Genomic DNA, 20,217 nt, shown 5'->3' on the forward strand with positions numbered 1-20,217 from the left:
CCCTCGAGAGGAAACCCCATGGCAGACAAGACTGAACTCCAGTACACCGCCGAGCACGAGTGGGTGCTGGTCGACGGCGACACCGTCACCGTCGGCATCACCGCCTACGCCGCCGACAAGCTCGGCGACGTCGTCTTCGTCGAGCTGCCCGCCGTGGGCAGCGATGTCGCCGGGGGCAGCGTCGTCGGCGAGATCGAGTCCACGAAGTCGGTCGGCGAGCTGTTCGCCCCCGTCACGGGCACCGTCGCCGAGACCAACGACGCCGTCGTCGACAGCCCCGAGCTCGTCAACAGCGACCCGTTCGGCGCCGGCTGGTTGATCAAGGTCACCTACGCCGAGCTTCCTCCCCTCCTCAGCTACGCCGAGTACTCCGCCCTCGTCGGCGAGTAACGAAAACAAGAAGCACAGGTTCCCGACACATGTCACAGCCCTTCACCCAACGCCACATCGGCACGGATGCCGACGCCCAGTCCCGCATGCTGGCCATCCTCGGTTACGACTCGGTCGACGCTCTCGTCAACGCCGCCGTGCCCGGCTCGATCCAGGTCGACCAGTTCCGGGTGCTCGGCGACAGCACGTTGCCGCCGGCCGCCACCGAGCGGGAGGCGATCGCCGAACTGCGCACGCTGGCGGACCGTAACACCGTCAAGCGGTCGATGATCGGGCAGGGCTACTACGACACCGTCACCCCGGCGGTGATCAAGCGGAATGTGTTCGAGAACCCCAGCTGGTACACGGCGTACACGCCCTACCAGCCCGAGATCTCGCAGGGCCGGCTTGAGGCCCTGATCAACTTCCAGACCATGATCGCGGACCTCACCGGACTGTCCACGGCCAACGCGTCCATGCTCGACGAATCGACCGCCGTCGTGGAGGGCATGCTCCTCACCCGCCGCGCGTCGAAGTCGAAGTCGAACCGGTTCATCGTCGACGCCGACGCTCTGCCGCAGACGAAGGCGCTGCTGGCCAACCGCGCGGCCGCACTCGGAATCGACCTCGTCGAGATCGCCCTCGCCGACGTCAGCACCGGCGGCGCCGGCCAGGTCGCGACCGGCGCGGCCACCGTGGCCGACCTCGGCGAGCACTTCGGGATCTTCGTGCAGTACCCCGGCGCGTCCGGCCGGGTCTGGAACCCGGCGGCCGTCATCGCCGCCGCCCAGGCGCAGGGCGCGCTCACCGTCGTCGCTGCGGACCTGCTCGCCCTGACCCTGATCACCTCGCCCGGCGAGCTCGGCGCGGACGTCGCCGTCGGCACCAGCCAGCGCTTCGGCGTGCCGATGGGTTTCGGCGGTCCCCACGCCGGCTACATGGCCGTGCGCCAGGGCCTCGAACGCCAGCTTCCCGGCCGGCTCGTCGGCGTCAGCGTGGACGCGGTCGGCCACCCGGCCTACCGACTGTCGCTTCAGGTGCGTGAGCAGCACATCCGTCGTGACAAGGCCACGTCGAACATCTGCACGGCCCAGGTGCTGCTGGCCGTGATGGCCGGCATGTACGCCGTCTACCACGGCCCCGACGGGCTGAAGACGATCGCACGTCAGGTGCACGAACGGGCCGGCCAGCTCGTTGTGGCGCTCCTCGCCGCCGGAGCCGACGTCGTGACCGCGACCTTCTTCGACACCGTCCGGGTGTCGAGCCCGGGTCGCGCCGCCGAGATCGTCGCCGCGGCCGCCGACGGCGGAGTCAACCTGCACCTCGTCGACGCGGACACGATCGGGATCTCGGTCGACGAAACGACGACGCTCGCCGACCTCGCCCTGGTCGTCGGGGCGTTCGGCGGCCGGGAATCCTTCGGCCTCGTCAACTTCAGCATGGTCGAGGCCGGCCTGCCGCCCGAGCTGCACCGCACCAGCGAGTTCCTCACCCACCCGGTGTTCAACACGCACCGCTCGGAGACGAGCATGATGCGCTACCTGAAGCGCCTCGCCGACTACGACTACGCGCTCGACCGGGGCATGATCCCGCTCGGCTCCTGCACGATGAAGCTGAACGCGGCCACCGAGATGGAGGCCGTCAGCTGGCCCGAATTCGGTGGGCTGCACCCCTTCGCCCCGCGCGCCGACGTCGAGGGCTACCTCGAACTGGTCCGCCAGATCGAGACCTGGCTGAGCGATGTCACCGGTTACGACTCCGTGTCGCTGCAGCCCAACGCGGGCAGCCAGGGCGAACTGGCCGGCCTGCTCGCCATCCGCGGCTACCACCTGTCCAACGGCGACGCGGAGCGCCTGGTCTGCCTGATCCCGTCCAGCGCCCACGGCACGAACGCGGCCTCCGCTGTGCTGGCCGGCATGAAGGTCGTCGTCGTCGCCTGCGACGAGCTGGGCAACGTCGACCTGGACGACCTGCGCGCGAAGATCGCCGTTCACGCCGACAACCTGGCCGCGCTGATGATCACCTACCCCTCCACGCACGGCGTCTACGAGCACGAGGTCGGCGCCATCTGCCGTGCCGTGCACGACGCCGGCGGCCAGGTCTATGTGGACGGTGCGAACCTGAACGCGCTGCTCGGCTTCGCCCGCTACGGCGACTTCGGCGGCGACGTGTCGCACCTGAACCTGCACAAGACCTTCTGCATCCCGCACGGCGGCGGCGGACCCGGCGTCGGGCCGGTCGCGGCCAAGGCGCACCTCGCCCCATTCCTGCCCGGCCACCCGCTCGCACAGAGCGACGAGCACTACCTGCTCGGTGCCGGCGGGGGTGCCGGTGTTGGTGCCGGTGCCGGTTCGGGCGATGGATCAGGCGGCACGATCGTGCACGCCGGCGGACCCGTCTCGGCGGCGCCCTACGGCAGCCCGAGCATCCTGCCCATTTCCTGGGCCTATGTGCGGATGATGGGGGCCGAGGGGCTCAAGGAGGCCACCGGCGCCGCTGTGCTCGCCGCCAACTACGTGGCCAAGCGGCTCGACGCGCATTTCCCCGTGCTCTACTCCGGCGACAACGGGCTGGTCGCGCACGAGTGCATCCTCGACCTCCGCCCGCTCACCGAGGCCACCGGGGTCACCGTCGATGATGTCGCCAAACGCCTCGTCGACTACGGCTTCCACGCGCCGACCATGAGCTTCCCGGTGTCGGGAACGCTGATGATCGAACCCACCGAGAGCGAGGACCTGGGCGAGATCGACCGGTTCGTGGAGGCCATGATCGCGATCAAGGCCGAAGCGGATGCCGTGGCCTCCGGTCGCTGGCCGGCCGACGACAACCCGCTGCACAACGCCCCCCATACGGCGCAGTCGGTGATCGAGGGGGAGTGGACGCACGCCTACGACCGCGAGACCGCGGTCTACCCGGTGCGCTCGCTCATCCGTGGCAAGTACTGGCCGCCGGTGCGTCGCATCGATAACGCCTTCGGCGACCGCAACCTCGTCTGCGCCTGCCCGCCGCCCGAGGCCTTCGAGTAGTAGGGCGGCCCCTGCCCCCCCTTGCTTCGCAGAGGCCCCGCCCGCGTCCGCGGAGCCGTGAGGAAAGCTCCTCTTTTTTGGAAATAGAGAGTCGCAACTCACGGCTCGGCGAGGTTTCGGTGCACCCTGCGTCTCCGTGCCTGCTTTCGCAGACACCCTGCCGGGCGGCACGGCCGGCGCCGGTCGGCCAGGCCTCCTGGACGAATTCGACGGAGATTTTGAGCATCCGGCCGCTTTTCGGCCCGATTTGAGCCTTTTGCAGCAGAATCTCCGTCGAATTCGCACGGGCACCGGCGGGCGAGGTTCGGCGGGGGAGGCGGGGCGCGGCGGGCAGGGGAGGCGGGGCGCGGCGGGCAGGGGAGGCGGGGCGCGGCGGGCAGGTGAGGCCGGGCTCGGCGGTCAGGTGAGGCCGGGCTCGGCGGTCAGGTGGGGCCGGGCGGCGGCGGGCAGGTGGGCTAGGCGGCGGTGGGGGCGAGCAGCCCGGGCCACCAGGCCAGGGCGAGCGGGTAGCCCACGAACGAGACGATGTCGAGCACCCAGTGCGCGATCACGAGCGGCATCGTGCGGCCCCAGCGGAGGTAGCACCAGCCGAACACGACGCCCATCACGGCGTTGCCGAAGAACGGGCCGATGCCCTGGTACAGGTGGTAGCTGCCCCGCAGCACGGCCGACGACACGATGATCGTCCAGGTCGACCAGCCGAGCTCGCGCAGCCGGGTGAAGAGGTAGCCCACCACGATCAGCTCCTCCGTCAGCGCCGAGCGAAGCGCCGAGAGCACCAGGATGGGGACCGTCCACCAGAACGTGTCGATCGGCGACGGCACGACCGCGACCGTGAAGCCGAAGAACCGCCCGGCCAGGTACAGGCCGAGGCCCGGGATGCCGATGGCCGCGACCAGGCCGAGCCCGCGCAGGAGGTCGCCCCGCGGCTCCGTCAGGTCGAACCCGAGTCGCCGGAACGCGCTCTGCCCGGGACGCCACAGCAGGTACAGCACCAGGGCCACGGCGAAGAAGGCGAAGAAGATCCCGAGGAACTGGTAGGTGAAGTCGAGCCATTCCCGCGGCGACTGCGAGCCGTTCAGCGTGGCCGACTGCTCCGAGAGCGGCCGCGTGTCGGTCAGGCGGGCGATGATTGAGACCACCGAATAGATGGCGGATGCCCCGAGCGAGAGCCCGAGGACGATTCCTACCTCCCAGCGAAGAGCGTTCCGAGTCACGTGCCCGGCTTCATCCGGCAGGCCGGCGTGCCCCCGGGAAGCCGGTGGCGGTAGCGCGCCACCAGCCGGTAGCCGAGTTCGGCGGCCCAGGACCACGGCGGAACCGTGCCCAGCCAGCCGAGGATGCGCAGAACCGTGTTCGGCTGGTGCCGCAGCAGGGCGGCGACGGCCGCGGCGCCGCCGTACTGGTGCCCGTCGATCACGAGCCAGACCCGCGACTGGGCGTCCTTCGTCGTGAGGGCGTACGACCCGAGGTCGGTCCACTGGTACGGGGCCGCATCCGGCATGGCCGGAAGGAGGCGGGTCATCAGGTTCACGGAGGTGGTGCAGAACGCGCAGTCGCCGTCGAAGATCAGCAGCGGCGGGCGGGCGGGGGAGACGAGCGTCATGTCTCAATCCTCCCACTGCCCTCCGACTGCGCAGAACGCGGATGTTGCGGGGTACGGCGGAAGGATCGGCCGAAAGAACCTGCCGTGGTGCAACTATCCTGCGCAGAATGTTTCGCCTGTGTAACGTTTCCTCATTAGATTGTGCGAACGCAGTCCCGGCTCTTTAGGGTCAATATAACTGACGTGTCGGCGCGGTGATGAGCCGCGTGGCACATCCCTGCGCACAGGAGGAAAATTGAAAATCAGGAGACTGGGCATACCAGCCATCGCTCTGGCCGCCGCGGGAGCACTCATGCTCTCCGGGTGCGCGAGTGGAGAATCCACCCCGAAAGCCGCGACCGGCGACACCGCGGCGATCATCAGCACGAACGGCTCTGAGCCGCAGAACCCGCTGATCCCGACGAACACCACCGAGACCGGTGGCGGCAAGATCACCACCTCGCTCTTCGCCGGACTCGTTTCCTACAACGCCAAGGGCGAGACCGAGAACGAGGTCGCGAAGTCCATCGAATCGGACGACGCGCAGAACTGGACCGTCACGATCAACGACGGCTGGAAGTTCACCGACGGCGAAGCCGTCACCGCTTCCTCCTTCGTGGACGCGTGGAACTTCGGCGCGAAGTTCAGCAACGCCCAGAGCGCTTCCTACTTCTTCGACGACATCGCCGGCTTCAGCTACGACGCCGACTCCGAACTGACCGGCCTCAAGGTCGTCGACGACAAGACCTTCACGGTCGAGCTGGCTTCCCCCGAGGCCGACTGGCCGCTGCGTCTGGGCTACACGGCGTTCATGCCGCTGCCCTCCTCCGCGTACGCGGACATGGCCGCCTTCGGTGAGAACCCGATCGGCAACGGCCCGTACATGCTGGCCAAGAAGGGCGCCTGGGAGCACGAGGTCAAGATCGACCTCGTCACCAACCCCGACTACGACGGCGTGCGCAAGCCCGTCAACGGCGGCCTGAGCATCGTCTTCTACGCCTCGCAGGATGCCGCCTACGCGGACGTCCAGGGTGGAAACCTCGACGTGCTCGACGCCGTCCCGGATGCCGCATTCGCCTCCTACGAGTCGGACTTCCCGGACCGCTTCGTCAACCAGCCGGCCGCCATCTTCCAGGGCTTCAACATGCCGTACTACCTCGAGCACTGGAGTGGTGAGGAAGGCAAGCTGCGCCGCGCCGCCATCTCGATGTCGATCGACCGCAAGGAAATCACCGACGTCATCTTCCAGGGCACCCGCACCCCGGCCACCGACTTCACCTCGCCGGTCATCGACGGTTACTCCGACTCTCTCAAGGGTGCCGACGTCCTCGCCTACAACCCGAAAGAGGCCAAAGCCAAGTGGGCCGAAGCCGACAAGATCGCGCCCTACACCGGCACGTTCGACCTCGCCTACAACTCCGACGGCGGCCACGCGGCCTGGGTCGACGCTGTGACCAACAGCATCAAGAACACCCTGGGCATCGAAGCCATCGGCAAGCCGTACCCGACCTTCGCCGCAGCCCTCGACGACCGCAAGGGTGACAAGCTGACCGGTGGAACCCGCGCCGGCTGGCAGGGCGACTACCCGTCGCTGTACAACTTCCTCGCCCCGCTGTACCAGACCGGTGCCGGCTCGAACTACGAGGACTACAGCAGCCCCGAATTCGACAAGCTGATCAAGGATGGCGCAGCGGCGTCGTCCGTCGAAGCCGCAACCAAGAAGTACCAGGAAGCTCAGGAAGTCCTGCTCAAGGACCTCCCGACCATCCCGCTCTGGTACTCCAACGTCACCGGCGTCTGGTCTGACAAGGTCGATAACGTCGTCTTCGGCTGGGACTCCGTGCCGCTGTACAGCAACATCACCAAGAGCGAGTAATACTCGTTCAATCCGTTTGACAGCAGTGAATAGATAAGACGTGTGGGGCTCGGGGCGTCAGCCCCGGGCCCCACACTGACTAGACTCAACCAGTGATTGTGAATCTCATGTACATACGTTCTGGCTTGGGAACCTGATGCTCTGGTATACGGGCAAACGCCTGCTCCAGATGATCCCGGTGTTTTTCGGTGCAACGCTGCTGATCTACTTCATGGTGTTTTCGTTGCCCGGGGACCCCATCGCGGCTCTCTACGGCGACCGGCCCCCGGCGCCCGGCGTGATCGAACAGATCCGCGCCCAGTACAACCTGGACAAGCCGTTCATCGTGCAGTACTTCATCTACATCGGCAACTTCTTCCAGGGTGACCTGGGCACCACGTACTCCGGCCGTCCCGTGAGCGACGTGATGGCCAAGGCCTTTCCGATCACCGCCCGTCTGGCTCTGCTCGCGCTGGCCATCGAGGCCTTCTTCGGCATCCTCGTCGGACTGATCGCCGGCCTCCGCAAGGGCAAGTTCTTCGACGCGAGCGCCCTCGTGGTCAGCCTCCTCCTGATCAGTGTTCCCACGTTCGTAATCGGCTTCGTGCTGCAGTACGTCTTCGCCGTCAAGCTCGGCTGGGCTCGTACGACGGTGAGCAGCGAGGCTCCCTTCAACGAGCTCCTCCTCCCCGCGCTCGTGCTGGCCTCGGTCTCGTTCGCCTACATCGTGCGGCTCACCCGCGCGAGCGTCTCCGACAACCTCAACGCGGACTTCGTGCGCACCGCGACCGCGAAGGGGCTGTCCCGCCGCCGCGTCGTGGGCGTGCACGTGCTGCGCAACTCCCTTGTTCCCGTCGTCACCTTCCTCGGCGTGGACCTCGGTTCACTCATGGTCGGTGCCATCGTCACAGAGGGCATCTTCAACATCAACGGCGTCGGCGGCACCGTCTACAAGGCGATCAAGCTGGGTGAAGGCCCCACCGTCGTGTCGTTCATCGCTGTCATGGTCGTGATCTTCGTGCTCGCCAACCTGCTCGTCGACCTCCTCTACGCAGCACTGGACCCGAGGATTCGTTATGCCAAATAAGAACCCGAACGCACAGACGCACTACGTCGCCGCGCTGGAAGAAACCCCGGTCGAAACCGTCGACCGCCTCGACGAGTCGCAGAAGGCACGCAGCACCTGGGCGGATGCCTGGGACGCGATGCGGGTACGGCCCTCCTTCTGGATCTCCTCGGCGCTGATCTTCCTGATCGTGATCGTCGCTCTGTTCCCGAGCCTGTTCGCCCACGTCTCGCCCACATCCTGCGACCTCGGCGACAGCCACGGTGCACCCTCAGACGGGCATCCGCTCGGCTACACTCGCCAGGGCTGCGACATCTACGCCCGGATCATCTTCGGCACGCAGGCCTCGCTCACCGTCGGCCTGCTCGCCACGATCCTCGTCACCTTCACGGGCATCATCGTCGGCGCGCTCGCGGGCTACTACGGCGGCATGCTGGACTCGATCGTCTCCCGCATCGGCGACATCTTCTTCGCCGTCCCCACCGTGCTGGGCGCCATCGTGCTCATGTCGGTCCTGCCGGAGCGCACCCCGGTGACCATCGCTCTCGTGCTCTCGCTCTTCGCCTGGCCGCAGATCGCCCGAATCATGCGCGGCGCTGTGCTCTCGGCCCGCAACTCGGACTACGTGACGGCATCCATCGCCCTGGGCGTCAGCAAGTTCAAGATCCTGCTGCGTCACGTGGTGCCGAACTCGATCGCGCCCGTGATCGTCATCGCCACGGTCTCGCTGGGCACGTTCATCGTGGCCGAGGCCACCCTGTCATTCCTCGGGATCGGCCTTCCGCCGAACGTCATGAGCTGGGGTAACGACATCGACGCAGCGAAGAGCTCCCTCCGCACCAACCCGCAGGTGCTGCTCTACCCCGCGGCGGCGCTGTCCGTGACCGTTCTCGCGTTCCTCATGCTGGGCGACGTCGTGCGCGACGCCCTCGACCCCGAAGCGAGGGCCCGCCGATGAGCCAGACCGTCATCGAACCCGTCAGCGAGAACGCCGACGCGTCCACGGAGCCTCTGCTCCAGATCCGCGACCTCGAGGTCGGCTTCCAGACCCAGCACGGTGTCGTCCCTGCCGTGCGTGGGGTCAGTCTGACCCTCTACGCCGGCCAGACCCTCGCGATCGTCGGTGAGTCCGGCTCGGGCAAGACCACGACCGCGCAGGCCATCATCAACCTCCTCGCCGGCACCGGCAAGATCACGGCCGGACAGATACTGTTCGAGGGCCGCGACCTCACCGCCCTCTCGGCCAAGGAGATCCAGGATGTCCGCGGCCGCCTGATCGGCTACGTGCCGCAGGACCCGATGAGCAACCTGAACCCGGTGTGGAACATCGGTTTCCAGGTCGAGGAGGCCATCAAGGCCAACAACGTCGCCCAGGGCAAGGCCGCACGCGAGCGCACCATCCAGGTGCTGCAGGAGGCCGGGCTCAGCGACGCCGAGGACCGGCTCAAGCAGTTCCCGCACCAGTTCTCCGGCGGCATGCGCCAGCGCGTGCTGATCGGCATCGGCCTGTCCGCACGGCCCAAGCTGCTCATCGCCGACGAGCCCACCTCGGCACTCGACGTCACCGTGCAGCGACAGATCCTCGACCACCTCGGCACCCTCACCCGCGACTACGGCACCTCCGTGCTGTTCATCACGCACGACCTCGGCCTCGCGGCCGAGCGGGCCGAACAGCTCGTGGTGATGTACAAGGGCAAGGTCGTCGAATCCGGCCCGTCGCAGGAGATCCTCGCCAACCCGCAGCACCCGTACACCCAGCGTCTCGTCGCGGCGGCCCCCAGCCTCGCGTCCCGTCGCATCCAGTCCGCCAAGACGGCCGGCGCCGGAGGAGAAGCCATCTTCTCCGAGGGCTCGCTCGACGCCACTCTCGTGGCCCGAGCGGCCGAGCGGGAGGCGGATGCGGCGGCGAAGGACCTGATCTCGATCCAGAACATCTCCAAGCTGTACCGCATCCGCACCAAGGGCCTGAAGTACAACGAACTGCTCGCCGTCAACGACGTCTCCTTCGGCATCAGGAAGGGCACCACCACGGCGCTCGTCGGGGAATCCGGGTCGGGCAAGTCCACCGTCGCGAAGCTCATCCTGCAGCTGGAGAGCATCACCAGCGGCCAGATCGAGTTCGACGGCCAGGATGTCGCCGGGCTCAAGGGGGCGGCGCTGCTCAAGTTCCGCCGCCGCGTGCAGCCGGTGTTCCAGGACCCGTACGGCTCCCTCGACCCGCAGTACAACGTGGGCAACACGATCGCCGAGCCCCTGCTGGCGCACAAGATCGGCTCCTCCAAAGAGCGCCAGGACCGCGTGCGCGAGCTGCTGGACCAGGTATCCCTGCCCTGGGCCACCCGGTACCGCTACCCGAGCGAACTGTCCGGCGGGCAGCGCCAGCGGATCGCGGTGGCCCGTGCCCTCGCGCTCAAGCCGGACGTGCTCGTGCTCGACGAGGCGGTATCCGCCCTCGACGTGCTCGTGCAGGGCCAGATCCTGAACCTGCTCACCGAACTGCAGACCGAACTCGGCCTGACCTATTTGTTCATCACGCACGACCTCGCAGTCGTGCGGCTCGTGGCCGACAACGTCTGCGTCATGCAGAAGGGGCGGATCGTCGAGACCGCGTCCACGGACGAGGTCTTCGACAACCCGCGTGAGGCGTACACCCAGGAACTGCTCGCAGCCATCCCGGGCGGCAACTTCCAGTTTGGCCGCTGACCGCGGTTCGGCGGCGCGGGAGTGACTCCCGGGCGCGCGGCGATCGTCCTGCGGTCGCCGGCATCCGTCGCCGTCTTCGCGGCCGTGGCGCTGCTGTGCGCCGCGCTGCTGGTCGACGCGCTCCTGCGTGCGCGGGGGGCCGTGGCCCTGGTGTCCCTGCCGGCGGTGACGCTGGTGCTGTGGTCGGCCTGGCTCGTCTTCGCCCGGCCGTGCCTGCGGCTGTCCGGCACCGGGCTGACCATCGTCAACGTGCTGCGCACGACGACCGTGCCCTGGGGTGCGGTGGACGAGATCGTGCTGCGCCACCAGGTCGTCGTGGTGACCCGGTCAGGCGAGCGGCTGCGGTGCTGGGGAGCGCCGTCATCCGCCCGGTCGTCGATGCCGGTCCGGTCGTCCGGGCCGGCCCCGCGGGCGGCGCAGGTGCGCGAGCCCAGCGGACGGATCAGCGGTAGCGCCGCCCACCGGGCGATCCAGGGCTATTGGGAACGGCATGAGCGGCCGCAGGGCCCCACGGATGCCGCTGCACGCCGGTGGAACGGATGGTCGCTGCAGGTCGGCGTGGCGCTCCTCCTGGTCGTCGTCGCGCAGCTGATCTGGGCGGCGCAGGTCTGAGCGTTGCTCAATCCTCTGACCCCGGACTCAGCAAATTGCGACTTAAGTTTCGAAAATGTTACATGTTTTGTCAGGATCTGCCGCAGACTGTGATCTGGGGCAAAGGAGCTTCGCGCAGGCACAGGCTCGCCCCGTAACAACATTTGAAACGGTTCTGCCGCCGGGAATCCTTCGGGCGGGAGCGCGACGGGGGAGTAAACAATGGGATCACTTCGTAGAACCATTCCGGCTGCCGTCTCTCGTTCCCCGTTCTAGGTTGACCGCGCGTGGCCTTCTACATCTTCCGACGTTTCGTCAACTACTTCTTCCTTTCGCTCATCGCGACGTGTCTGGCGTATGTCGTGTCCAGCCTGGCCCTCGACCCTGCTGCCAAGTACTACGGCCGCAACCCCCAGCCGACGCAGCAGACGATCGACAACATCCTGGACGGCCTCGGCGTCAACCCGAACGTGCCCGTGCTCCAGCGGCTCTGGGACTGGCTGGTGAACCTGGTCGTGCACGGCTCGCTGGGCACCGGGGTCAACGGCGTTTCCATTGGCGACCAGATCATCTCCCGCGCCGGTGTCAGTCTGCGACTGCTCCTGATCGGCTCGCTGATCGGGGCCCTCGTCGGGGTGACGCTGGGCGTCTGGGGCGCGGTGCGTCAGTACAAACTGAGCGACCAGGTCGTCACCTATGGCTCCTACCTGATTTTCGCCACGCCGACCTTCGTGATCGGGGTCCTACTCATGATCGCGGCGACCGCGCTGAACGGCGCAGCGGGAGCCCAGCTGATCAACTTCACCGGCGAATACTCGGCCGGGCTGAGCGGATCCTGGTGGGATCTGACCCTGGACCGCGGCGTCCACCTGCTCCTGCCCACCATCGCGCTCGTGCTGATCGGCGCGGCCGGCTACTCCCGCTACCAGCGCAGCGTCATGCTCGACGTGCTCTCGGCCGACTTCATCCGCACCGCCAGGGCCAAGGGGCGCTCCCGCAACTCGGCGCTCGTTCGCCACGGCGTGCGGGTCGCGCTCATCCCGATGTCCACGTTCTTCGCCTACAGCTTCGGCACGCTGGTCTCCGGCTCGATCATGCTCGAGATCGTCTTCTCCTTCCACGGGATGGGCGAATTCGCCCTGAACGCGATCAGCCAGAGCGACATCAACGCGGTCGCCGGGACCACGCTGTTCGTGGCCATCCTGATCCTGTTCTCCTCGACGCTCTCCGAAGTGCTCTACGCCGCGCTCGACCCGAGAGTGAGGAACTGAGATGTCCCTGGTCGAAGAAACCAACGCCGAGCTCGGCTCCCCGGTCGTTCCGCTTCCCCCGCAGCCTCTCGGCACCGAGGTCACCCCGCCGAAGAAGGCGCGCTCCCGCGGGCGGCTGATCTGGTGGCGGCTGACCCAGACCTCGCGTTTCTGGGTGGGGGCGGTCACCATCGCCGTGATCCTGGCCTGGGCGCTGCTCGGTCCCCTGCTCTACCCCTACAACGCCACCGGCCGTGACCCGCTCAACATGGGGCTCGGCCCGACGCAGCTGCACTGGTTCGGCACCAACGGCATCGGCCAGGACCTCTACGCGCAGACGCTGGTGGGGCTGCAGAAATCCCTGGTGATCGGCCTGATCGCCGGCCCGCTCGGCACGCTCATCGCCGCGGTCGTCGGCTCCGTGGCCGGCTACATGGGCGGCGTCGTCGACCGGGTCCTGGTCTGGTGCATCAACCTGCTGCTGGTGCTGCCGTCGTTCATCCTCCTGGTGATCCTGAGCCCCCTCTTCAAGGGGCTGTCCTGGGTCTTCCTGACCGTCTTCATCGCGGGCTTCAGCTGGATGATCATGGCCCAGGTGGTGCGGTCGCAGACCAAGTCGCTGCGCGACCGCGACTTCGTCAAGGCCGCCCGGTACATGGGCGTGCCGATGCGGAAGATCCTCGGCCGCCACATCATCCCCAACGTCGCGTCGCTCCTGATCATCGACGCGACGCTCGGAGTGGTGGCGGCGATCCTCGCCGAGACCAGCCTCAGCTACTTCGGCTTCGGTATCCGGGCACCCGACGTGTCCCTCGGCACCCTCCTGGCGGAGGGGACGAGTGCGGCCGTCACCCGGCCCTGGCTGTTCGTGTTCCCGGCCGGCGTGCTGATCGTGACCCTGTTCGCCGTCAGCCTGATCGGGGACGCCCTGCGCGACGCCGTCGACCCTACCTCGGGAGTCAACCGTGACTAATCTTCTGCTGAACGGGAGCCCGGCGCGGCCCGGCCGTGGCCAGACGCCGCTGCTGGAGGTCACCGACCTCTCGGTCACGTTCCCCCAGCGGGGAGGCCCCGCGGTGCAGGCCGTGCGCGGGATCAGCTACCAGGTGCACAAGGGCGAGTTCCTCGGCATCGTGGGCGAGTCCGGCTCCGGCAAATCGGTGTCCTCGCTCGCGTTGATGGGTCTGCTGCCCAGTTCGGCGGTTGTCACCGGCAGCATCATGTTCGGCGGCCGGTCGCTGCTGGACCTGAACGACCAGCAGCTCTCCCGCATCCGTGGCCGCGAAATCTCGATGATCTTCCAGGACCCGCTGTCGGCGCTGACCCCGGTGTACACCGTGGGCGACCAGATCGCGGAGGCCCTGCTGCTGCACGACCCCGCGTTGACCAAGCGTGCGGCGCAGGTTCGGGCGGTCGAGCTGCTCACGGTGGTCGGGATCCCGGCGCCCGAACGACGCGCGCGGGCCTTCCCGCACGAGTTCTCCGGCGGGATGCGCCAGCGCGCGATGATCGCCATGTCGATCGCCAACGACCCCCTGCTGATCATCGCCGATGAGCCCACCACGGCCCTGGACGTCACGATCCAGGCCCAGATCCTGGAGGTACTGGAGACGGCGAAGAACCTGACCGGCGCCGCCGTCGTGCTGATCACCCACGACCTGGGCGTGGTGGCCGGCCACGCCGACCGGATCGCCGTGATGTACGCCGGGAAGCTCGTCGAGAACGGCACCACCCAGGAGGTCTTCGCGGCCCCGCACATGCCCTACACGATCGGCCTGCTGCGCTCGGTGCCCAATATGCAGACCGCCGGAACGGAACGACTGGTGCCGCTCGAGGGACGCCCGCCGTCGCTGACGGCCCTGCCGCGCGGCTGCCCGTTCGCGGCCCGCTGTCCGATCTCCCTCGACGCCTGCCACGAGACCGAACCGGTGCTTCTCGTGCACGGGAACGCCGGCCCGGCCGGCATGACCGCGCCCGGCACGGCCGCTCCCGGCGCGCCCGTGGCCGGTCTGGCGGAGGCCGCGCACGTGGCAGCCTGCCACCGCTCGGACGAGATCGCCGACGGTGTTTTGACCCGCCCCGACGTTTTCCCCCGCCCGGCACCGCTGGCCGTGGCGCACCGGGAGAAGGACCAGGATGCCCAGCCGGTCCTGACGGTGACCGGGCTGGTGCGGCATTTCCCGCTCACCAAGGGCGGGGTGTTCTCCCGCCAGATCGGCACCGTACGCGCGGTCGACGGGGTGTCCTTCTCGATCCTGCCCGGCCAGACCCTGGGCCTGGTCGGCGAGTCCGGCTGTGGCAAGTCCACGACGATCCTCGAGATCCTGGAGATGACGAAGCCGCAGGCCGGCCAGATCCTGATCGACGGCCGGGATGTCACCGGGCTCGGCCGGGCCGAGCTGCTCCGGTTGCGGAAGGACGTGCAGATCGTCTTCCAGGACCCGATGGCCGCCCTGGACCCGAGGCTGCCGATCGGCGACATCATCGGCGAACCCCTCACCGTGCACGGGGTGAAGCCCGCGGCCCGGCGCGCCCGGGTGGCTGAACTGCTCGACCTCGTGGGACTCGACCCGCAGATGGCGGACCGTTACCCGCACGAGTTCTCCGGCGGACAGCGGCAGCGCGTGGGCATTGCCCGGGCTCTGGCGACCAACCCCCGGCTCGTCGTCCTCGACGAACCCGTGTCCGCCCTGGACGTCTCGATCCAGGCCGGGGTGATCAACCTGCTCGAGGACCTCAAGGAGCAGCTGAACCTCTCCTACCTGTTCGTCGCGCACGACCTGGCGATCGTGCGCCAGATCGCGGACACGGTCGCCGTGATGTACCTGGGACGAATCGTCGAGTACGGGCCGGTCGCCGAGGTGTTCGCCCGCCCGCGGCATCCGTATACCCAGGCCCTGATCTCGGCGGCGCCGATCCCGGACCCGGTGATCGAGCGCAGGCGCAAGCGGGTGCTGCTCCAGGGCGACCTGCCCAGCCCGACCGAGCAGATCGACGGCTGCAACTTCCGCAGCCGCTGCCCCCTGTACGCGCTGCTCGCGCCGCAGGACCGCTCGCTCTGCGAGAGCGTCGACCCGGTTCTGGAACTGCACGCCACCGTGCAGACTGCCTGCCACCACGTCGAGCAGAACGAGCTGGCCATCTCGGCGTCGCTGGCCGGCCGCGAGGAAGACCTCGTGCTCTAAATTCTCAGTACTTCCATCCTTACGTCCCTCACCAGGAAAAGTCCCCACCAAGAAATGGAGAATCACATGAAACGGAAAACTACTGTTTTTGCAGCAGTGGCCGTTCTGAGTGCGTCCGCCTTGTTGCTCACGGCGTGCGCCCCCGGAAACACCGCAGGCAGCACCTCCCCGAAGGCGAGCAGCAAGGCGCTGCCCACCACCGCGTGGGAGGCTGCCGCCGCCGCCGACGTGCAGGTCGGCGGAACCCTGAACCTCGCCATCAACGCGATGCCCTCGAACTGGAACATCTACGAGGTCGACGGCAACGAGTCCGACACGGTCAACACCGTGGCGCCGACGTCCGGCGGCCCGATCCGGGTCGCGGGCGACGGGACCACCCTGGTCGACCCCAACTACGCGACCAGCGTCGAGGTCGTCAGCGACGACCCGCAGGTCATCGAGATCAAGTTGAACCCGAAGGCGGTCTGGGAAGACGGCACCCCGATCACCTACAAGGACTACGCGGCCACCTGGGCGGCCATGAACGGCAGTAACGAGGCCTATTCCCCGGCGTCCACGGCCATCTTCGAGCAGATCAGCGCGATCGAGTCGAAGGGCAGCGATTTCGACTTCACGGTGACCTTCGACTCGATCAACGCCGACTGGGCGTCGATCTTCACGGGTGTTCTGCCCGCGGCGGTCGCATCCGATCCTGAGGCGTTCAACGCGGGGTACGTCACCACCCCGGTGCCGTCCTCCGGCCCGTTCGTGATCTCCTCGATCGACACGGTCGGCCAGGTCGTCACCCTGACCCGCAACCCGAAGTGGTGGGGCGAGGCGGCCAAGCTGGACACCATCGTCGTCAAGGTCGTCAGCGGCGCGTCGCAGGCCACCTCGTTCGGCAACTCCGAAACGGACGTGCTCTACATCTCGTCCAACGCTGACGCCTACCAGACGGCCGAGAAGCGAAAGGATGCCGAGATCCAGGCATCCGGCGGCCTCACCTGGACGCACGTCACCATGAACGGCTCCAAGGGTCCGCTCAAGGACGTGTTGGTGCGCCAGGCCATCGGCCACGCGGTCAACCGCGAGCTCATCTCCGAGTCGGCCAACACCCCCGTCGGCGTGGACGCCACCACCCAGGGCAGCTACATCTTCATGCCGGGACAGAAGGGCTACGAAGACAACGTGGGCGACGCGATCGGCTATGACGTCGACGCGGCCAAGAAGCTCCTCGACGAGGCCGGTTACAAGGCCGGAAGCGACGGCACCCGCGAGAAGGACGGCAAGGCACTCAAGCTGTCCATCACCGTGCCCGCCGACACCCCGACGAACAAGCAGCGCGCCGTGCAGGTGCAGGCCGACCTCAAGGAGGTCGGCGTCACCGTCGAGCTCAACGAGGTCCCCGCCGCGAAGTACTTCTCGGATTACATCATCCCGGGCGACTTCGAGATGACGAGCTTCTCCTGGGTCGGCACCCCGTGGCCGATCTCCTCGAGCGAGGCGCTGTTCTCCCCGGTCGATTCCGAGTCGAACTTCACCGGCATCACCGACAAGAAGCTGTCCGCACTCTTCGACGAGGCCAACACCGAGCTCGACGGCGACAAGCGGATCGTCATCGCCAACAAGATCGACAAGGTGCTCGCCGCCTACGTGCCGATCATCCCGATCGCCCCGCTGCCGAACGTGTACGCGGTGAAGACCGGCCTGGTCAACTACGGCGCCACCCAGTTCGAAACGGTCGACTGGAGCATCGTCGGCTGGAAGAAGTAAGCAGCAGAACCAGCGATACACCCGAACAGTGACACGCGGGGCGGGAACTTCGGTTCCCGCCCCGCGTTTCTTTTTGCCCGGTTGCCGGGCCGATTTTCCTGTCACGATGTCGAAGCTGAATCCGCACTCAGCCTCCCGGCAGGGAGAGTGCGGTAGGATTATCCGTTGGGTCGGACCCTGACCACATACATCCACTCTTAGTCGCACGCGGTACTCTGCGGCATCATTCTTCGTAAGGATCTACTTCATGGCGATTGCCACGCGCAATAACCTCCGAAATGTCGCAATCGTCGCCCACGTCGACCACGGCAAGACCACGCTGGTTGACGCGATGCTCCAGCAGACCAACTCGTTTGCCGAGCACTCCCACACCGAGGAGCGCGCCATGGACTCGAACGAGCTCGAGCGCGAAAAGGGCATCACGATTCTCGCCAAGAACACGGCGATCTCGTACAAGGGCATCCACGCGACCGACGGTCCCATCACCATCAACGTGATCGACACCCCCGGCCACGCCGACTTCGGTGGCGAGGTCGAGCGCGGCCTGTCCATGGTCGACGGTGTCGTGCTCCTCGTCGACGCCAGTGAGGGCCCGCTGCCGCAGACCCGTTTCGTGCTGCGCAAGGCCCTCGAGGCCCACCTGCCCGTCATCCTCCTGGTCAACAAGACCGACCGTCCCGATGCGCGCATCGACGAGGTCGTCGAGGAAAGCCAGGACCTGCTCCTCGGCCTCGCCAGCGACATGGCCGACGACGTGCCCGACCTCGACCTCGACCTGGTGCTGAACGTGCCCGTCGTCTACGCGTCCGGCCGTAACGGTTCCGCCAGCCTGAACAAGCCCGAGAACGGCCAGCTGCCCGACAACGAAGACCTCGAGCCGCTGTTCGAAGCCATCCTCCAGCACATCCCGGCGCCGGTCTACGACGACGAGCACCCGCTGCAGGCCTGGGTCACCAACCTCGACTCCTCGCCGTTCCTCGGTCGCCTCGCGCTGCTGCGCATCTTCCAGGGCACCATCAAGAAGGGCCAGACGGTCGCCTGGATCAAGCACGACGGCACCATCGCGAACGTGCGTGTCACCGAGCTCATGATCACCCGGGCCCTCGACCGCTACCCGACCGAGAGCGCCGGCCCCGGCGACATCGTCGCCGTCGCCGGATTCGCGGACATCACCATCGGTGAGACCCTCGCCGACCCCGAAGACCCGCGGCCGCTGCCGACCATCACGGTCGACGACCCCGCCATCTCGATGACCATCGGCACCAACACCTCGCCGCTGATCGGCAAGGTCAAGGGCCACAAGCTCACCGCCCGCATGGTCAAGGACCGTCTCGACAAGGAACTCGTCGGCAACGTCTCGCTCCGTGTGATCGACATCGGACGCCCGGACGCCTGGGAGGTTCAGGGCCGAGGCGAGCTCGCCCTCGCCATCCTGGTCGAGCAGATGCGCCGTGAAGGCTTCGAACTCACCGTCGGCAAGCCGCAGGTGGTCGTGAAGCGCGTCGACGGCAAGATCCACGAGCCGTACGAGCACCTCACCATCGACTCGCCCGAAGAGTACCTCGGCGCGATCACCCAGCTCCTCGCCGCCCGCAAGGGTCGCATGGAGAACATGGCGAACCACGGCACCGGCTGGGTCCGGATGGAATTCATCGTTCCGTCGCGCGGCCTGATCGGCTTCCGCACCGAGTTCCTCACGGACACCCGCGGAACCGGTATCGCCAACGCGATCTTCCACGGCTACGAGGCCTGGGCCGGCACCATCACGACCCGCACCAACGGCTCGATCGTGGCCGACCGCTCCGGTGTCGTCACGCCGTTCGCCATCATCGCCCTGCAGGAGCGGATGTCGTTCTTCGTCAACCCGACCGAAGAGGTCTACGAGGGCATGGTCATCGGCGAGAACTCGCGCGCCGACGACATGGACGTGAACATCACCAAAGAGAAGAAGCTGACCAACATGCGTCAGTCCACCTCCGACACGTTCGAGTCGATGACCCCGTCCAAGCAGCTCACGCTCGAGCAGTGCCTCGAGTTCGCCCGCGAAGACGAGTGCGTCGAGGTCACCCCCGCCGTCGTGCGCATCCGCAAGGTCGAGCTGGCCGCTTCGGCACGTCAGCGCAACGTCTCCCGCTTGAAGAAGCAGGACGCGAACTAGCACCCCAACGTAAACCGCAGCGGGTCTGGGGATGGATTCTCATCGCCCGGCCCCTGCGGTTTCGTGGTTTAACGACAACGCGTGGTTTCACGACCACGCACAAACGACACCAGAAACGAGCCTGACGATGGAAATGAAATGTGCACGAGTGGCGGCCGTTGCCGTGGCAGCGATGCTCCTGCTCTCCGGCTGTTCCGGCGCAACGGTCGGCGGTGCGGTCAACGGAGCCGTGAAAGAGGCCACCGGCGGCGACGTGAGCCTCGCCGGGGAGCTGCCGGCGGGCTGGCCCAAGGAGATCCCGGTCATCGACGGGAACCTCGGCTTCGGCGCCGCAAACACGACGAACGGCGACACGGGCTGGGTGGTCACGGTCGCCACTTCGGCCGCCGACCCCCTCGCCGATGCCAAGAAGAAGCTCGAGGACGCCGGCTTCAGCTCCGACACGAGTGCCACCGCGAACGTCGGCGAGGCCGGCGTGGCCGCTCTGACGAACGGCACCTGGTCCGTCGTGCTCGCCGGCACCCCCGAGGGCGTGCTCTACACGGTCAACCCGGCCGCCTAATACCCGGCCCCTCCCCGCCCTCCCTTTAGTGCCCGTTCCGGTCGAGAGTGACCGCTTCGCCGGTCACTCTCGACCGGAACGGGCACTGTCGGCGGCAAGCTCGGGAACGGTCAGT

At 67.4% G+C, this 20,217-nt stretch carries 15 protein-coding genes; 13 read left to right on the forward strand and 2 right to left on the reverse strand.

Annotation, left to right across the window (positions count from 1 at the left end):
* Positions 1-18 precede the first annotated feature (18 nt).
* Complete coding sequence (gene gcvH / locus E3O49_RS17915) at positions 19-390, forward strand: glycine cleavage system protein GcvH (protein WP_134366487.1); 372 nt, start codon at positions 19-21, stop codon at positions 388-390.
* A gap of 29 nt (positions 391-419) precedes the next feature.
* The gene (gene gcvP / locus E3O49_RS17920) at positions 420-3,395 is read left to right on the forward strand and encodes an aminomethyl-transferring glycine dehydrogenase (RefSeq protein WP_134451016.1); all 2,976 of its coding nucleotides are present in this window, start codon (positions 420-422) and stop codon (positions 3,393-3,395) included.
* A gap of 455 nt (positions 3,396-3,850) precedes the next feature.
* On the opposite strand, the gene E3O49_RS17925 is transcribed toward gcvP, so the two are convergent.
* Entirely contained in the window at positions 3,851-4,612 is a 762-nt protein-coding gene (locus E3O49_RS17925) for a CPBP family intramembrane glutamic endopeptidase (RefSeq protein WP_244285244.1), read from the reverse strand.
* Positions 4,609-5,001, reverse strand: a complete 393-nt coding sequence (locus E3O49_RS17930; protein WP_134365585.1) for a thiol-disulfide oxidoreductase DCC family protein — start codon at positions 4,999-5,001, stop codon at positions 4,609-4,611. The genes E3O49_RS17925 and E3O49_RS17930 overlap by 4 nt, the downstream gene beginning before the upstream one ends.
* Before the next feature lie 235 nt (positions 5,002-5,236).
* Here E3O49_RS17930 and E3O49_RS17935 point away from each other — a divergent pair, with 235 nt between their 5' ends.
* From E3O49_RS17935 to E3O49_RS17985, 11 genes are all read left to right on the forward strand, one after another.
* Positions 5,237-6,856, forward strand: coding sequence for a peptide ABC transporter substrate-binding protein (locus tag E3O49_RS17935; protein WP_134365584.1), 1,620 nt, complete (start codon positions 5,237-5,239; stop codon positions 6,854-6,856).
* Between the two features lie 136 nt (positions 6,857-6,992).
* Positions 6,993-7,922 carry an ABC transporter permease gene (locus E3O49_RS17940; protein ID WP_134365583.1) on the forward strand — a complete coding sequence of 310 codons (930 nt, stop codon included), beginning with the start codon at positions 6,993-6,995 and terminating at the stop codon, positions 7,920-7,922.
* Positions 7,912-8,859, forward strand: a complete 948-nt coding sequence (locus E3O49_RS17945) for an ABC transporter permease (RefSeq protein ID WP_134365582.1) — start codon at positions 7,912-7,914, stop codon at positions 8,857-8,859. Before E3O49_RS17940 ends, E3O49_RS17945 begins: the two co-directional genes overlap by 11 nt.
* Positions 8,856-10,604 carry a dipeptide ABC transporter ATP-binding protein gene (locus E3O49_RS17950; RefSeq protein WP_134365581.1) on the forward strand — a complete coding sequence of 583 codons (1,749 nt, stop codon included), beginning with the start codon at positions 8,856-8,858 and terminating at the stop codon, positions 10,602-10,604. Before E3O49_RS17945 ends, E3O49_RS17950 begins: the two co-directional genes overlap by 4 nt.
* Before the next feature lie 21 nt (positions 10,605-10,625).
* A complete protein-coding gene (locus E3O49_RS17955) occupies positions 10,626-11,216 on the forward strand; it encodes a PH domain-containing protein (protein WP_134365580.1) in 591 nt (196 codons plus the stop codon).
* Between the two features lie 266 nt (positions 11,217-11,482).
* Positions 11,483-12,466, forward strand: coding sequence for an ABC transporter permease (locus E3O49_RS17960; RefSeq protein WP_134365579.1), 984 nt, complete (start codon positions 11,483-11,485; stop codon positions 12,464-12,466).
* 1 nt (position 12,467) lies between these two features.
* Entirely contained in the window at positions 12,468-13,418 is a 951-nt protein-coding gene (locus E3O49_RS17965) for an ABC transporter permease (protein WP_134365578.1), read from the forward strand.
* On the forward strand, positions 13,411-15,630 hold the full coding sequence (locus tag E3O49_RS17970) for an ABC transporter ATP-binding protein (RefSeq protein ID WP_134451018.1): 2,220 nt from the start codon (positions 13,411-13,413) through the stop codon (positions 15,628-15,630). Before E3O49_RS17965 ends, E3O49_RS17970 begins: the two co-directional genes overlap by 8 nt.
* Before the next feature lie 96 nt (positions 15,631-15,726).
* Positions 15,727-17,382 carry an ABC transporter family substrate-binding protein gene (locus tag E3O49_RS17975; protein ID WP_134365576.1) on the forward strand — a complete coding sequence of 552 codons (1,656 nt, stop codon included), beginning with the start codon at positions 15,727-15,729 and terminating at the stop codon, positions 17,380-17,382.
* A gap of 247 nt (positions 17,383-17,629) precedes the next feature.
* Entirely contained in the window at positions 17,630-19,540 is a 1,911-nt protein-coding gene (gene typA / locus E3O49_RS17980; RefSeq protein ID WP_134365575.1) for a translational GTPase TypA, read from the forward strand.
* 148 nt (positions 19,541-19,688) lie between these two features.
* Entirely contained in the window at positions 19,689-20,102 is a 414-nt protein-coding gene (locus E3O49_RS17985) for a hypothetical protein (RefSeq protein WP_134365574.1), read from the forward strand.
* Positions 20,103-20,217 lie beyond the last annotated feature (115 nt).

It is taken from the genome of Cryobacterium shii (assembly GCF_004402595.1).
GTDB classification, from domain to species: domain Bacteria; phylum Actinomycetota; class Actinomycetes; order Actinomycetales; family Microbacteriaceae; genus Cryobacterium; species Cryobacterium shii.